This window comes from uncultured Muribaculum sp. (genome assembly GCF_910583865.1).
In the GTDB taxonomy this organism is placed as follows: Bacteria; Bacteroidota; Bacteroidia; order Bacteroidales; family Muribaculaceae; genus Muribaculum.
The window spans coordinates 26,596-41,737 of sequence record NZ_CAJTYX010000014.1 but is presented as its reverse complement, the minus strand read 5'-3'; the positions used below and the strand labels follow the sequence as shown (position 1 = coordinate 41,737).

The 15,142-nt window shown below is 53.9% G+C and carries 13 protein-coding genes; all 13 read right to left on the bottom strand.

Annotation, left to right across the window (positions count from 1 at the left end; translation table 11 throughout):
* Position 1 precedes the first annotated feature (1 nt).
* The 13 genes from QZ303_RS04705 to QZ303_RS04645 all read right to left on the bottom strand — a co-directional run bounded on the left by QZ303_RS04705 (position 2) and on the right by QZ303_RS04645 (position 15,134).
* The gene (locus QZ303_RS04705; protein ID WP_295729826.1) at positions 2-1,351 is read right to left on the bottom strand and encodes a dihydroorotase; all 1,350 of its coding nucleotides are present in this window, start codon (positions 1,349-1,351) and stop codon (positions 2-4) included.
* Positions 1,348-2,085: a polyprenol monophosphomannose synthase gene (locus QZ303_RS04700; protein WP_295729823.1), complete on the bottom strand. Its 738-nt coding sequence runs from the start codon at positions 2,083-2,085 to the stop codon at positions 1,348-1,350. The genes QZ303_RS04705 and QZ303_RS04700 overlap by 4 nt, the downstream gene beginning before the upstream one ends.
* 42 nt (positions 2,086-2,127) lie before the next feature.
* A complete protein-coding gene (locus tag QZ303_RS04695) occupies positions 2,128-3,321 on the bottom strand; it encodes a pyridoxal phosphate-dependent aminotransferase (protein ID WP_295729889.1) in 1,194 nt (397 codons plus the stop codon).
* Between the two features lie 87 nt (positions 3,322-3,408).
* Positions 3,409-4,323, bottom strand: coding sequence for a DUF6048 family protein (locus QZ303_RS04690; RefSeq protein ID WP_295729820.1), 915 nt, complete (start codon positions 4,321-4,323; stop codon positions 3,409-3,411).
* A complete protein-coding gene (locus QZ303_RS04685) occupies positions 4,320-4,925 on the bottom strand; it encodes a DUF6452 family protein (protein WP_295729817.1) in 606 nt (201 codons plus the stop codon). The genes QZ303_RS04690 and QZ303_RS04685 overlap by 4 nt, the downstream gene beginning before the upstream one ends.
* On the bottom strand, positions 4,910-5,434 hold the full coding sequence (locus QZ303_RS04680; RefSeq protein WP_295729814.1) for a nitroreductase family protein: 525 nt from the start codon (positions 5,432-5,434) through the stop codon (positions 4,910-4,912). The genes QZ303_RS04685 and QZ303_RS04680 overlap by 16 nt, the downstream gene beginning before the upstream one ends.
* Positions 5,435-5,487: 53 nt before the next feature.
* Positions 5,488-6,438 carry a glycosyltransferase family 2 protein gene (locus QZ303_RS04675; RefSeq protein WP_295729812.1) on the bottom strand — a complete coding sequence of 317 codons (951 nt, stop codon included), beginning with the start codon at positions 6,436-6,438 and terminating at the stop codon, positions 5,488-5,490.
* A 16-nt stretch (positions 6,439-6,454) separates the two neighbouring features.
* The gene (locus QZ303_RS04670; protein WP_295729809.1) at positions 6,455-7,027 is read right to left on the bottom strand and encodes a DUF4199 domain-containing protein; all 573 of its coding nucleotides are present in this window, start codon (positions 7,025-7,027) and stop codon (positions 6,455-6,457) included.
* A 114-nt stretch (positions 7,028-7,141) separates the two neighbouring features.
* Positions 7,142-7,924, bottom strand: coding sequence for a 5'/3'-nucleotidase SurE (gene surE / locus QZ303_RS04665; RefSeq protein WP_295729807.1), 783 nt, complete (start codon positions 7,922-7,924; stop codon positions 7,142-7,144).
* Positions 7,925-8,116: 192 nt separating this feature from the next.
* On the bottom strand, positions 8,117-9,157 hold the full coding sequence (locus tag QZ303_RS04660) for a fimbrillin family protein (protein WP_295729805.1): 1,041 nt from the start codon (positions 9,155-9,157) through the stop codon (positions 8,117-8,119).
* Positions 9,158-9,262: 105 nt separating this feature from the next.
* Positions 9,263-10,222, bottom strand: coding sequence for a DUF5119 domain-containing protein (locus QZ303_RS04655; protein ID WP_295729803.1), 960 nt, complete (start codon positions 10,220-10,222; stop codon positions 9,263-9,265).
* 120 nt (positions 10,223-10,342) lie between these two features.
* Positions 10,343-11,089, bottom strand: coding sequence for a nitroreductase family protein (locus QZ303_RS04650; RefSeq protein WP_295729800.1), 747 nt, complete (start codon positions 11,087-11,089; stop codon positions 10,343-10,345).
* Positions 11,090-11,249: 160 nt separating this feature from the next.
* Positions 11,250-15,134 (bottom strand): pectinesterase family protein, encoded by a 3,885-nt coding sequence (locus QZ303_RS04645; RefSeq protein WP_295729796.1) that lies wholly within the window; start codon positions 15,132-15,134, stop codon positions 11,250-11,252.
* Positions 15,135-15,142: the final 8 nt, after the last annotated feature.

Below are 15,142 nucleotides of genomic sequence, written 5' to 3'. Positions count from 1 at the left end.
ATCACTTGTCGAAACGGAGGGCTTTTCCGCGCACGTCGCAGTCGATAGCTCCGTCGCGCCATACGGCTTTGCCGTCGACCCATGTGGCCACCACGCGGTTGTGAAGCGTGGTCCCTGCGAGAGGAGTCCAGCCGCAGCGGCTCTGCGCCATGTCGTCGGTCACTGTATATGGCGCGTCGGTACGCACCACGGCTATGTCGGCTGCATATCCCTTGCGCAGGAATCCGCGCTTGCGTATGCCGAAAAGCCGAGCCGGAGCATGACACATCTTCTCTACCACAAGCTCACGGGTGAAGATGCCCATGTCGGCCATCTCAAGCATGAGCGGCAGCGAGAACTGCACCATCGGGGCTCCTGAAGCAGCGACGAGCGCATCGCCCTCCTTCTCGGAAAGGAGATGCGGGGCATGGTCGGTAGCCACTATGTCTATCCGCCCGTCGCATAGCGCCTTGCGCAACGCATCGCGGTCGGCGGCGCTCTTTATCGCCGGATTCATCTTTATGCGCGTGCCGAGGCGTGCATAATCCTCGTCGCAAAACCAGAGATGATGCACAGACACTTCCGACGTGATCCTCTTGGCGCAAAGCGGACGTCCGGAGAACATGCGCGCCTCCTCGGCGGTGCTCAGATGCAGCACGTGCAGTCGCGTGCCATACTTCCGCGCACGTTTTATCGCCCTGGCTGTACTGAGCACGCATGCCTCGCGCGAACGTATGGCGGGATGCAGCTCCACAGGAACACCTTCGGGATGTTCCGAGGAGATGCGCTCACGGTTTGCGCGTATGGTGGCCTCATCCTCCGAATGCACCGCTATGATTGCCGGCACACGCGAGAATATGTCGTTCAAGGCTTTCTCCTCATCGACAAGCATGTTGCCCGTAGACGAGCCGAGGAACAGCTTCACCCCCGGACAGCGCGTGAAGTCGGTGGCAAGCAGAGTGTGGAGATTGTCGTTGGTGGCCCCGATGAAGAACGAATAGTTGACCGCCGACACCTCACACGCATGCTCAAGCTTGTGGCGCAGGGCTTCGGCTGTCACCGTGGGTGGCTTAGTATTGGGCATGTCCATGAACGAGGTGACGCCACCGGCGGCGGCGGCACGAGACTCGGTGGCTATGTCGCCCTTATGTGTCAGCCCGGGATCACGAAAATGTACCTGGTCGTCAATCACGCCGGGAAGCACGAGACACCCTTCGGCATCGTAACTGCCGGAACAGCTGTCGACCAATCCACGTGTCGGCATGCCCCGGCGCACAGCCCTTATCTCGCCCTCCTCATCGAAAAGGATATATCCTTTGAAGCTACGGCCATCATTCACAATGACACCGTTGTATATTATCGTATAGTTCATCGGCGTGGATATTTTCTGAACCAACTGTCGAGCTTTAGACGTATCACTCCGAAAACTGCCTCGGAGAATATGCCGGAATTCATCTTGCTAGTGCCAAGCACGCGGTTGACGAATATTATAGGCACCTCCTTGATAAGGAATCCCATCTTATAGGCCGTAAACTTCATCTCGATCTGGAACGCGTAGCCCTTGAAACGGATCTTGTCAAGTTCCATAGCCTCCAGCACGCGGCGACGGTAGCACACGAAACCGGCAGTGGTGTCCTGCACCGGCATGCGGGTGACGAACCTTACATACTTGGACGCGAAATATGACATGAGCACGCGGCTCATGGGCCAGTTGACCACATTGACCCCGGTGATATAGCGGGATCCGACGGCGACATCCGCGCCGCCCTCACATGCGGCATACAGCTTCTCAAGATCAAGCGGATTGTGGGAAAAGTCGGCATCCATCTCGAATATGTAGTCATATCCATGATCGAGCGCCCGGCGGAATCCGGTGAGATATGCCGTACCAAGCCCGAGCTTGCCCGACCTCTCTATAAGGTGTACACGCCCGGGATGCATGGCCTGTTTCTCCTTGACGATGGCGGCAGTGCCGTCAGGCGAACCGTCATCGACCACGAGCACGTCCATTGGAGTAGACAAGGCGAGCACCGCCTCGATGATGGCGGCGACGTTCTCACACTCGTTGTAGGTAGGGATGATGACTACCGACTTTGATTCTGACATTGCAGTGATTACGTTTGCTGTCGAATGAAAAATCAAGTGGGGTCACACCAGAAGCGAGAGTGCCTCGTTGATGCGCCTCATAGCCTCCACGATATTGGAGTCGGAAGTGGCGTAGCTCATGCGGAGGTAGCCGGGAGCGCAGAATGCCGAACCTGCCACTGTGGCCACATGTGCCTGCTGAAGAAGGTACATGGCAAGATCGGAATCGTCACCTATCACAAAGTCACCGTTGCGCTTTCCGAAATAGCTCGACACCTCAGGGAAAAGGTAAAACGCGCCCTGCGGCTCATTGACCTTCCATCCGGGGATGGTGCGCGCAAGCCCTACGATAAGATCGCGGCGGCGCTCAAACGCCCGTCGCATATCCTCGACACACTCCTGCGGGCCGGTATATGCCGCCTCTGCGGCCTTCTGGGCTATGGAGCTGGCTCCCGATGTGTACTGGCTCTGGAGCTTTGAAGTGGCTTTGGCGAGCCACAACGGAGCAGCCAGGAAGCCTATACGCCAGCCTGTCATGGCATATGCCTTCGACACACCGTTGACCACAGCCGTACGGTCGGCGATTGCGGGGAAGGAAGCCATGGAGGTGAAGGAGCCTGTGAAATTGATATGCTCGTAAATTTCGTCGGAGAGCACGAGTATGCCGGGATAGTCGGCCAGCACGTCGACAAGTGCCTGCAGCTCTTCGCGGGTATAGACGCTCCCGGTGGGATTGCTCGGCGAATTGAACATGATCAGACGTGTGCGCGGAGTTATGGCCGCACGAAGCTGCTCGGGAGTGATCTTGAAGTCATGCTCGATGGTGGCCGGAACCTCCACGCTCTTACCTCCTGCGAGATTCACCATCTCGACATAGCTAACCCATGCCGGAGTGGGGATTATCACCTCGTCGCCGGGATTGATGACGGTAAGCACCACGTTGCAGAGCGACTGCTTGGCACCGCCGCTGACTACAATCTGTTCGGGAGCGAAATCAATACCGTTCTCCTTCTTCAATGTCTCGGAAATGGCCTTTCTCAGCGACATGTAGCCGGGAACCGGGCTATAAAACGAAAAGTTCCCTTCGATAGCCTTTACTGCGGCTGCCTTTATATGGTCCGGTGTGTTGAAGTCCGGTTCACCGACAGAAAGGTTGATTACATCGATTCCCTGCGCCTTCAGTTCCTGGCTCTTCTGCGACATGGCGAGAGTCTGCGAAGGCGCAAGTGCGTTGACACGGTCTGAAATATGTTCCATCATATATCTATTGTTTATTTTTCTATCCAAGTTGTGTTTTATGCTGCAAAAATACAAAATACAACGACCAATTCCAACATTTTGCAATCATTTAGGCGGATTTTCCATCATTTCAGGCATCTCCGGAAGCGATTTCCCGCCTTTGCGCGTCAACGGCAGGGTATAGCTTATGGAAAACGCGCCGGAGAAGAGCGACCCCTTGGTGCCGAACCCGGGGACGTACCATGGATCGCCGTAAGGATGTGCGCCCTGATGTAGCATCTTGTGGACACGCAGCTCCCATCCGAGCGATATGTCTCGCCATATCTTTACCCTGAGTCCGAAAAGGAATTCGAGATAACCTGCCGTGGCATGCTGCGACGGCACGCTCAATGATGTCGATTCGTCCCAATAGCCGTTGTTGGAGATGACATCCTCTACCCGGTAGCTGAACGAAGTGATGCCATAGCGCAGGCCGAGATATACGGAATAGTCGGGGGTGGAATTGTACAGGAAGTTGTAATTGAGTCCTATCTTGAAATATGGGGCGAAGCCCGACTTATAGCGGTAGCTCTCATCCTTAGGCATGTAGTCGGCCATACCGAATCCAAACTCCACGATTGGCTTGAACCAGTTGTGGATGCTCAGTTCGGCCCATATGCCCCCTACTCCGTATTGCTGTCCGGCGATGCGTGCGAGCGCGTCCCATACGTTGACACCAGCCGACACCGAGGTGAAGCGCGGATAAATCGTACGCGGGGCTTTTACAGTGATGGTGTCGTGGTATTCCACACCGGATATAGTGTCGACAAGCACCACACGCCCCTCCATGTCACGCTTTTCGACCACGCTCGCAGGCCTGGGCGGAGTCTCACCGGGCTTCACCTCCTTGACGGCAGGTACTTCAGTCTCAGGCTTTTTGTTGTCGGGATTGGCGACGGGCGTGATGCGTCGTTGCGCCATGACCGTCACGGCGGCCACAGCGCAAATGGATATCATCAATATGCGGCGTATCATGCTCATGCTGTCTCGATGTTTGATTCAGGGTCCGAATCGTCAGGATCTACCGGTTTGTCGGGATCGACCGGAATGTCGGGCTCCTCGACCGGAGGCTCCTCGTAAGTGCGGAAGTATATCCTTATCTTCTCCCTGTCGGCGTTGGTGATCACAACGTCAAGGAGTGCAACGGAGTCAATGAGATGATAGGTCGACGTAAAATCCGTGATCTCGTACTTATACATCGCGCCACACTCTTCCGAGGCGAAATACGGCACGCGGTCGTAACGGAACGTGAGAGTATCGTTATAAGCCGGATCGTCGATGCCGCGCTGATGATAGTGGATGTAAAAGCGCGTCTCGTCATATTCGGCACGAAACGGAAGGTACACCTCCGACGCCGAAGAGTTGTTTACAATCAGCGAATCGTCAGGGGCATCCACGCCACCTATCGAAATCTTGTTGACAGAAATGGCGGCAAGTGTCTCATACGAATAGAATCCGGCAAGGGGTATGGAACTCTTGTTGTCGGTGCATCCGGAGGAATTGCATCCCGGCAACATGGCAATCGCCATCACCACGCATACGGCAACGGCAACCCTTACCTTATCTCTCAATAAGCTCCCCATTTCACTATCTGGTCGAATGTCTTGCGGTTTTTGGTCGGCACAGCAGCTTCGGGATCAGGATAGCCAACCGGTATGATGGCTATCGGCTCGACACCTTCGGGAAGAGCCAGGTCGGCGGCAAGCCGAGTCACGTCGAAATTGCATATCCAGCATGTGCCGAGACCCATCGAAGTAGCGGCGAGGCATATGTGCTCGACGGCTATGGCGACATCTATGTCGGTGTGGTCCTTGCCGTCGGAAGGACGCACCCACGCCTCGTGGTGCAGTCCGAGCGCCACTATGAATGTCGGCACGTTCTTCACCCAGTCACGCCCGTAGCTGTCGATCACCTTTCCGCGCAACGGGTCGGTGTCGATCACAAGGAACTCCCACGGCTGGCGGTTGCATGCCGAGGGCGCAAGACGTGCGGCGTCAAGTATGGCTGACACAAGGTCGCGGTCGACAGGTCTGTCAAGGTATCGGCGGCAGCTGTAGCGCTGCTCTATAAGATTATATAGCTGAGGATACATTACAATCGGTTATTTAGGAATCTTTAATGTGTATACGGCAAGAGATTACGGATTCATATTTCCTCTTCAATCTCATAATGGTTACGGCCGGGAGCGTTGCGCACCACCAGTTCGCCGACAAAACCGGCAAGGAACAGCTGCGACCCCAATATCATCAGAGTAAGGGCGAGATAGAAGTAAGGTGAATCGGTCACGAGCCTGTAGTCGAGACCGTGGTGCATGTTGTAGAGTTTGGTAAAGCCCACCACAGCCACAGCCACGAACCCGAGAAGGAACATCAGCGAGCCAAGAAGGCCGAACAGATGCATGGGCTTGACACCGAACTTGGAGGTAAACCATAGCGTGGCAAGGTCGAGATAGCCGTTGACGAAACGGTCGAGACCGAACTTCGAGCTGCCGTATTTGCGGGCCTGATGGTGCACAACCTTCTCCCCTATCTTCTTGAATCCGGCATTCTTGGCCAGATAAGGTATGTAGCGGTGCATGTCGCCGTAGACCTCTATGTGCTTCACCACCTTCGAGCGGTAGGCCTTCAGGCCGCAGTTGAAATCATGGAGGTTGTGTATGCCGCTCACCTTACGGGCCGTGGCGTTGAACAATTTGGTAGGTATGGTCTTTGACAGCGGGTCATAGCGTTTCTGCTTCCATCCGCTAACGAGGTCGTAGCCCTCGGCGGTGATCATGCGGTAAAGCTCCGGAATCTCGTCGGGGCTGTCCTGAAGGTCGGCGTCCATAGTGATCACGACATCACCTTTGGCGCGGGCGAATCCGGTGTTGAGCGCAGGCGACTTCCCGTAGTTGCGGCGGAAGCATACCCCGTGCACAGACGGGTTCTTCTCCGACAAACGGCTGATCACCTCCCATGAGTCGTCGGTGGAACCGTCGTTGATAAACAGTATCTCATAGGAGAAACCGTTGGCCTTCATCACGCGGTCGATCCACGCTTCCAGTTCCGGAAGAGACTCCGCTTCATTATATAGAGGTACTACGACAGATATGTCCATAGCTTTGATGAGTTACTTATCTTGATTTGTTTCCAGAACCGTGCACTGCCCCTTTCACCTTTATTAGCTGTACGAGCCATGACATGACCATCGACAGTATCGAGCCGCTGAACACTATCAGCCACAACATGTCGACCGTCAGTTCCACTGGCTTCGGCAGCAGTTTCTGGTCGCGTGCGGCGTGTAACATCTCGGCGGCCTCCTTGGCGCGCGGCATACCGTCCATCGAGTCATACATTTCGATGAGCAGGTCGATCCTGTCCTCGAAAAACGTGGGCGCGATCCAGCGCATATACACCATCGCCACGATTGACGCGATAAGCCCTCCGAAGAAGAATATGGCTATACCCTCCATCCATAGCGACGAGAAGATGGTGGTACCGTTGTCGGACACATAGCTCCGGCGGAGCATGATGAAGATGCACACCGGCACACCGACAATGAGCAACAGGGAAGCAAGCGCACACCAGGGATTGCTCACCGAATAGGATGTGGCGAAGAACAGCACCGAGAGATATATGCCGAAAATCGCACCCCAATCGGCGCCGCGCTTATATGGCGATCGTGATTTGAGCAGTGAAGAGTCCATACAGGCACAAAGTTACTCATTTTATCGATACGCACGTAACATAGCATGCAACTTTACCTCCCCAGCCGGGGAATTTGTCATTCAGCCGCCGATAATGTACTTAGAGGTCGTTGTTTAAAACAGTCTCTTAATCGCCGAAAGATCGGCGTAAGCTGTCTGATCCGGACGGCATGGGACCACGGATGCATACCCCCTGTCGGTCCAGTAGAGGTCGGTATCGTCGGCATCCGGCTCCATATTGTGAAAATGTCCCGTAAGCCAGTAATACGGATGTCCGTGCGGATCGGTATAGGCGGCAAATTCCTCCGTCCAATAGCCTTCGGCAGCCCGCACCACTTTTATGCCCGATACCTTGTCACACTTGGGTATGTTGACGTTGAGACACACGCCGACAGGGAGGCCTTCCGACAGCACGCGGCCCACCACCTCATCGACCACGGGGGCACATGCGTCGAGCGACGCGCCTTCGTCATGGCTGTGATATGAGAATCCTATCGCCGGCGCACCGAGCAGGCATCCTTCGAACACGGCGCCCATAGTGCCGGAATACAAGGCGTTTATGGCTGAATTGGAGCCATGGTTGATTCCCGCGAGCATCAGGTCGGGACAACGGTCGCCGAGCACCACATGCACGCCGAGTTTCACGCAGTCGACAGGAGTGCCGTTGACGCTGTACATCTCGGCGGCATTGTAGTCGGGCAGACGTGTGATGCGGAGCGGGCTATTGACGGTGAGCGCCGACGACTGCCCGCTGCGCGCCCCGTCGGGAGCGACCGCCACGATGCGTCCGCGTCCTGCCACATAATCAATCAGCCGGTGTATGCCCGGCGCGTTTATACCGTCGTCGTTGGACACCAGTATCACCGGTCTCCCGTCTGTGTGATTGTCATTCATCATCGTATCGCTTACTATTTTTCTGCGAATATAGCAATTTTTTCAGAGATTGAATGGATTTAATAATCCTCATCACCCTTTAACCCTCACCCTTAACAATATAGAAGCCGGGTGCTAAACCATATCTTATGTTCAGCACCCGGTCTTTATATAAGCTATCCTAATTTAAGAGGTTGTTTAAAAACAACCTCTTAGTCATTCGCCTATCTCGTAGTCGTCGACGGTTACATTGAAGTCAATAGGCTGGAGTACGGTGGGATTGTCGATTTTGATGTTGTAGATATAGGCATGGCCGATCTTCCATTGGTCTATGGTGGAGGTGGTCAGAGGGAATACAAGTCGTCCGGCAGGTGTCTCTGGCACAAGCTGCGATGGCGGAGTGGAAGATGTAGGCCATATCTTGACTCCCGAAGTGCTGTCGAAAATCTCGCAATCGACCTCTATATAATTGCCTGTATAGTTGGAGCCTTCCAACGACATCTTGTTAAGTTTCTGTGGAATAAAGAAACTTACATTGAGGTTGTTCTCTGTGATATCGACAGGTGTCGTGGTAAGGTCGATATTGTCCTCGTCGCCCATGGCATAGAAGAGCGCGACATCGGCATTGAGGCTGAAATCCTGCCAGTTACCGATGATGCCCGGACTTGAGGCCGAGGTAGTGGCATCCGGGAAATAGAATGTAGCCGTATGATAAAGATCATGAAGCACTACATAGCGTACATGAACCCTTATATTGGCATTGGAACTGCTCAGCATGACACTTACCCTCGAGAGAGCATGACGGAAGTTCATGTTGACAGGAGACGCCTGTGCCGTCTCACCAATATTGACGGCATACAGCAGATCGGTCTGGCCGTCGCAGGTATAGGCCGGTATATCGCCTATGGCATCGTCACCAATCACGGGCGAATTGGAGATGTTCGGGCTATACGCATAGAAGTTCACCGGCGTGTCAGGCCAATACATGACAGGGGTATATGTCCATGACGAACCGTTGCGCCTGACAGCAACACGCTCCATGTAGGGCTTCCCGGCAGTAAAAGCATAGACGTAGAACTCTTTTATCGTAGCAGTAGTGGTAGATGCAGCACGAGGCGCTTTCGGAACCATTGCATTGAATGCGATGGCGTTGTCAGCCTTATCCACCATCGGGATATCAGTCTCATCTCCGGACGAACATGAGGCCATAATGCCGGATAGTGCGATGCAGCACGCTGAAAAAATCTTTTTATTCATGTTTACGAATCTTAAATAACCTAACAGGCCAAATAATTATATAATAATAACACCCAAAAAACATTTTAGTTTTCAACAAACCCTTATATCAGACCGCAGTCATAATCATGACACAATGTCGATGACCTCGGTAATCCAGCCGTCGATACTGACATCGAAAGCACCTTCCCCCGCAGGATCCGAAACGGGAAGTGAGATTCCACCGACAGCAATGGTCACTCTCATAGGATCGGCAGCATTCCGCACCTGCAATGTAACATCAAATTCATAACTGAACTTCCTGCCGTCAGTGAGCCATACATACAACATCAGCTTATTTGGCGTAGTACTGTCTTGAGGCAATCCGAATGTAAGAAAATCTCCTCCGATGCGATCATCACCGAGCACATGTGCCGACAGAGGCAACGTGACAACCTCGGTGCCTCGTTTCAACGTGGCCGGATACACTTCGGAAGCCATACCGCTGAGAGATGCGCACATGCGCCTAACACCTGCCAGGTTCTTAACATCGTTTATTATAAAACTGTAATGAGCTACGGCCGGACGTGGATACAGCCTCACACCTCTTTGTGGCGAATACACACTTTCGGCATTCTCCTCTGTAGTCACCCATTCCCCGTCATCCTCAAGTTCCAATTCCCATACACTTCCGCACCATATCATGTCGGGACATATCTCGACAGATTCCCCGGAAGGTGTCACGGAAGGACCTAAAGGATGATCTATCGTGCCTCCCAATCCGTCATAAAGCCCACCTTCTCGGCAGTAGCATGAAAAACGGTGGTAGCTGTCCTCGCCACGAAACAGTATGCCCGACGTGTCATCGTTTATGCAGACCACACGGTAGCTCCCGTCGGCGACCGAGACCGTTCCGCCATTCTTTCCGGGGATATCGAATCTCCAGATGTCGCCATACCCTCCGCATGGGAAAAAAATATATGCCATACCCTCCGGATCAGCACCGGAATCATACATCCAATCTACATCGATGACTAAGTCTGCGTTTGCCTTGTCCCACGTACAATGAGAGTAATCCTCATAGATGAGCGAACATCCGGTAAACATAAGTGCGACTCCGACCCCCAAAAGGGCCGGAATCGCACTATATATGTAATATGTAAAGGTATTCCGCAAACTATTCCAAGTAGTATCCGACTCTATAAACCCACGAAGAGTAACGACAGTTCACCGGCATATATCGAAACCACGACGGCGCAGAGCATCAAGAGTATGATAGTCCATGGCCTCTTTATAGTAGGATATGATGTGGGCGACCCAGTCATTGTCGCTTTTAGTGCCACTACGTGTGGCATTGTAATCCTTCACATTGGCATCATATTCAATCATCTCAGGCACGATATTATCCTGACGGTACATATTATGGAATATGACAAGGTCAGTCGGCTGCTTGGGTTTGATGTCAGGCATTTCCCGGGGTATTCCAAGAGCGAGCCCACACACCACGAACACCTTTGGCGGCAGCTTCATAAGCCTGGCTATAGCCTCGGGAGCGGCAGTGCGGGCATATCCTATAGGACAGGTTCCGAGTCCTTCCGATTCGGCTGCGGTAAGGGCGCTCATCATTGCAAGTGTGGCATCTACGATTCCCACGATAACGCCATCCGCCGTATGGGCGAATTCAGGCATATCAATGCCCTTTGCCTCGGCAACGAGAGATATCTTGTTGTAATCGGCACAGAAAAGCATGAAATGACGGCATGTCTTTATCTGCTTCTGGCCTGTAAGCTCATAAAGCTTCTCCTTGGTCGGCTGGTCGTCTATGTCTATCACCGAAAACTGCTGGCCATTGTAGCTTGTAGGAGTATTGCGTATGGCCTCGTAGATAAAATTCATCGTATCGGCCGGGATATCTTCACGCTCATAACGCCGGATGCTGCGACGATCAAGCAAGGTAGATTTCACATCTTTCATTTCGTGGCAATTATGTATAATAGTTGGTGTTAAATAAGGCAATCTGTTGAGATTCTCTGCGGCTATAACACCCGAAGCGTTTCAATTGTTCATGATGCAATAAAAAAGTCACTATCCTTAATCAAGGACAGCGACTTTAACGATATATTACAAAGTAACATTATAGCCTGCCGGCCACTTTAAGCACGCGTGGCGTAATGCTATTACCGTGCAGTTGCAATAGATAGACTCCTGCCGGTAGAGATAGCCCGGTAGTCGTAGATGCAATCGTCTGTGTACGCAACAGACGTCCGTCTACCGCATATACTGCCACAATAGCCCCTATCGCCTCAGGGCCTGTCGTAAGGATTCCTGTAACGGCATCATATAAAATGTCTGTGGCAACGACTGTCCCCTCGATTGACGACGTGGAGAAATCGGATGACATGCTTTCACCCATGAGCGCGGCAAGATAAACCTCCAGCGCGGTATAACCGTCGGCATTGCGGCGATTATTGTCGGCGACGTTGCTGTCAAGTCCAACAGAGGCCTCCCACTTGTCGGGCATACCGTCACCGTCGGTATCTACAGGCACGGAATAGTCGGTAGCATACTGATAGAATCCCTCGGCATCTGTCTCTTTGTCGATGATACCGCGTTTGAATCCGAGCGAACCGCCAAAACTGTTCTTACCGCTACGGGCCTCCTCGGCGACACGGCGCTCGACCTTGTCACGGTTGACGGTACCGGCATGTTCCAGCACGTAGTCGTAGGCCCCGGAGGCGGTGTGATAGCCCGAGAGCATGTAGCGCTGAGGTACGTATGTACCCACCGCACCTGCAAGTGTGTACTTGTAGTAAGGATTTGCCGGCACTATGCGCTCGTCGGCACGTATCTTGTCAAGGGAATACCCCTCGGCATTCATCCCTTTCCAGTTGTCGGCGCTGGCGTCGGCGAATCCTTCCGCGAAGTTGCCGTCGACCCACCATTTCGCCGGCGCCCATGATGTAGCGCCTTCGCGTGCGTAGCTTGAGTTGACAAACCACAGCTCGGTCTTGCTCGAATTAGTGCCGGGCTTATAGTAGTTGTTCATGAAATTGCATTCATGAGCCGAGTTAAGACCGTTGTACGACTCTATACCGGCGGTGTTTTCGCCTCCATAGCAGCCGCCGCGCGTGCCGTAATTGTAGTTGACATTGTTGGCATACTCGATGAACACTACATAATCCTCACCACGTGCGCCGTTGAAACGCGGAGAACGGGAATTGTTGTGGGCAAGAAGATTGTGGTGGTATGTGGCAGGCGAGCCTCCCCACTGGCAACCGTAGCCGCGCGACCCCTTGGAATGGCCTGCATTATAAAGGCCCTCATGCACTATCGAATGCTGCACCGTGAGGAAATGGCTGTCGGCGGTGTTCATGTTCTCCTCTACCGACCATCCGAACGCGCAATGGTCGAAGATGAACTGGGCACAATTCTCGGCGCCGCATGCATTATCGGCAATGATTTCGCCGGACATGTTTTTCTGACCTATGCGGAAACGCACGTTGCGCACGATGAAATTCTGCGAACCGCCGAAGTTAACCTTGTTTCGGCTTATGAGGATTCCTTCGCCCGGAGCGGTCTGTCCCGCAAGGGTCCAGTCTGAACGGTTCACCCTCAGCTCGCTCTGAAGCTCTATGTTGCCGCTCACGGCAAACACTATGGTGAGCGGAAATCCCTTATGCTGGGCGAACGCCCATCGCAGAGTTCCTTCCGAGCCGTCATCGGCAAGCGAAGTGACCGTGACGACCTTGCCCCCACGTCCGCCGGTAGCGTACTTACCGAAACCCTCGGCTGTAGGGAAAGCAAGGAGCGAGCGGGAAGCGGACACATCGGACTTTGGCGACATGACACCATGACACGACACAGACCGCACGGCATAGTCGGCGCTATCTTCATAGCCAGAAGTAAACTCCGGCATAGTGACTATCGCTTCGAAAGCCCCGTTCTTGTACACTATGAAAGCGACGGCATTGTCATCGGCCTCCCAATATATGCCGTCGGGGGTAATCTCGAAATCGTGTGGAGCGGCGCATCCACGCAGTATCGATTTGAAGTCGAACTCCACATCGGACTGTTTGCCGAACATGAACTCCGGAGTCATGTAAGCCTGGACCTCCCCGTCGGTGGCCTGACGGCTGAACGACGCACGACCGGACACGTCCACAGGATTGCCCTCCTCATCTACATTCCTGTATTCATAGAGAGAGGCATTGTTTTCCGTGCCGTCCCATGCGCTCCACCCGGCGCGGCTTATATGCTCGCCGAGCGTGCAGCACATGAACATGGCACCGCACGTCTCTTTCCAGGGACGGCCGAGAGTATAGGCACCATTGGGGACACCTTCATCGGCAGTAAGCCTGCAACTGCGGAAGAACAGGCCCGGATAGAAGCGTTCGGCGCCCAGTTCGGGGTAGAGCACGCGTGTCATAGGCATACCGCTCTCGGCAGGGGCGGTGATATACCCCCCACCCTTCACGCTACGTATCTCGCAATTGTCAAACCACTCCAGACCTCCGTCGTAGATGAAGTCGACAGCACCGGCGAGCACACATTCGTTGAAATAGCCACGTGCGCCGACGTTGGCCTTGTATGTATCCTGATAGCCCGAAATCACGCACCTGTTGAATATATGCGCGTCTCCTGCCGTATAGAGCGCCTCTGCCTGCCCGACATTGCCGGAAGTGTTGCGTATGGTGATTCCCTCCGCATAAAAACGTTCGGAGAATACGTTAAGGGCGGCACAGTCAAGATAGGAATTACCTGAATTCGATCCACTGCGGTCTACCGATGAGGTCAATATGGTGACGTCCGGATTCTCGCCGATGAGGCTTATATATTTTCTCGTTCCGCCTTTGCGCCCGGCATAGATGTTCTCCTCATACACACCGGGGGCTATGTATATAATGCCGCGCGTATCGGCAGGCACAGCATCTATCGCCTGCTGCACTGTGGAGTAATCCGACTTTCCGTCGATGCCGACAGTGTACACTACCACAGGGGCATCCGCATCGGGCGCAGGTTTGGTAACCGTCTCGCCGGAGAAGCCGTAGTCGCCGAGGTCGGAAAGCGTGCCGACATCGGCCAGCGGATGCTCTCTCGCATAGGCAGCCTGTTCCGCCGTGATCTCATTGCCGAAAACACGTATCTTATGCACACGGGGTGCCTGGCGCTGCGCCATAGGGTCGACATACTGGTTGAACACGTCACTCTGTACGGGTGCGCCCTGGATTTCACCGTCCCACACGCGCCAACGCAGCGACACGTCGGAGGCGTTGATGACGTTCTCCATAAAGTATCCCTGGTCGGAGAAAGAGGTCCATCCGTTTTTCTGACGCTCGGAACCCATCCATACCAGCGGTTTCCACTCGCCGTCACCGACCTTGTAGTCGCACTTTATGCCGCGTCCCCACGATGTCGACGACCACGACCACTGCACGCGTTCGACATAGGGGATATGGTCTATCTCCATCCAGCCATGCATCGATTCGCCATCGATGGCGGCGTTGCGGCACATCTGCACGAATCCGGCCTCGCCATAGTTTGGCTTTCCGTCGGCGCCATACGTGATGTTGTCCTCAAGATAATGCGTGTGTCCTTTTACTGTCCAGTTGTTGTAGTAGGCGGCGCTGTTGCCAGAACATTTCTCGCCAAGATAATACTGTCGGGCGAAAGCGGCGGTGACACCCGCGCGTCCGTTATACGACTTGCAGTTGGCAAAAGTGCAATTGTGGAACAGGACAGGATAGGTCACATCGGCTCCCCCGTTGGCCGGGGTGGAGAGCACTGCGTTGACATATCCGCCGTCGGCCCACTCAGGACAGTCGCGGCCCGTCTCTTTCTGCCATGTCGACGGCCAACATTCATCACTGAAATTGATATCTATCACCTTCGGATAGGCCGACTCGTCGCTCCACTGCTCCACGACCGAAGCCGGATCGAGCGAACCTTCTATTGCAGCACCTGCATTGACCGGGACAAGCGCCATAGCGAAAATGGCGCACAAACACGAGGTTGATTTCATGCCGTTAT

What these genes read in the sequence shown, in the direction of transcription:
- QZ303_RS04705 (WP_295729826.1), bottom strand. Translation starts at nt 1,351, where the DNA reads ATGAACTATACGATAATATACAACGGTGTCATTGTGAATGATGGCCGT.
- QZ303_RS04700 (WP_295729823.1), bottom strand. Translation starts at nt 2,085, where the DNA reads ATGTCAGAATCAAAGTCGGTAGTCATCATCCCTACCTACAACGAGTGT.
- QZ303_RS04695 (WP_295729889.1), bottom strand. Translation starts at nt 3,321, where the DNA reads ATGGAACATATTTCAGACCGTGTCAACGCACTTGCGCCTTCGCAGACT.
- QZ303_RS04690 (WP_295729820.1), bottom strand. Translation starts at nt 4,323, where the DNA reads ATGAGCATGATACGCCGCATATTGATGATATCCATTTGCGCTGTGGCC.
- QZ303_RS04685 (WP_295729817.1), bottom strand. Translation starts at nt 4,925, where the DNA reads ATGGGGAGCTTATTGAGAGATAAGGTAAGGGTTGCCGTTGCCGTATGC.
- QZ303_RS04680 (WP_295729814.1), bottom strand. Translation starts at nt 5,434, where the DNA reads ATGTATCCTCAGCTATATAATCTTATAGAGCAGCGCTACAGCTGCCGC.
- QZ303_RS04675 (WP_295729812.1), bottom strand. Translation starts at nt 6,438, where the DNA reads ATGGACATATCTGTCGTAGTACCTCTATATAATGAAGCGGAGTCTCTT.
- QZ303_RS04670 (WP_295729809.1), bottom strand. Translation starts at nt 7,027, where the DNA reads ATGGACTCTTCACTGCTCAAATCACGATCGCCATATAAGCGCGGCGCC.
- surE (WP_295729807.1), bottom strand. Translation starts at nt 7,924, where the DNA reads ATGATGAATGACAATCACACAGACGGGAGACCGGTGATACTGGTGTCC.
- QZ303_RS04660 (WP_295729805.1), bottom strand. Translation starts at nt 9,157, where the DNA reads ATGAATAAAAAGATTTTTTCAGCGTGCTGCATCGCACTATCCGGCATT.
- QZ303_RS04655 (WP_295729803.1), bottom strand. Translation starts at nt 10,222, where the DNA reads ATGTTTACCGGATGTTCGCTCATCTATGAGGATTACTCTCATTGTACG.
- QZ303_RS04650 (WP_295729800.1), bottom strand. Translation starts at nt 11,089, where the DNA reads ATGAAAGATGTGAAATCTACCTTGCTTGATCGTCGCAGCATCCGGCGT.
- QZ303_RS04645 (WP_295729796.1), bottom strand. Translation starts at nt 15,134, where the DNA reads ATGAAATCAACCTCGTGTTTGTGCGCCATTTTCGCTATGGCGCTTGTC.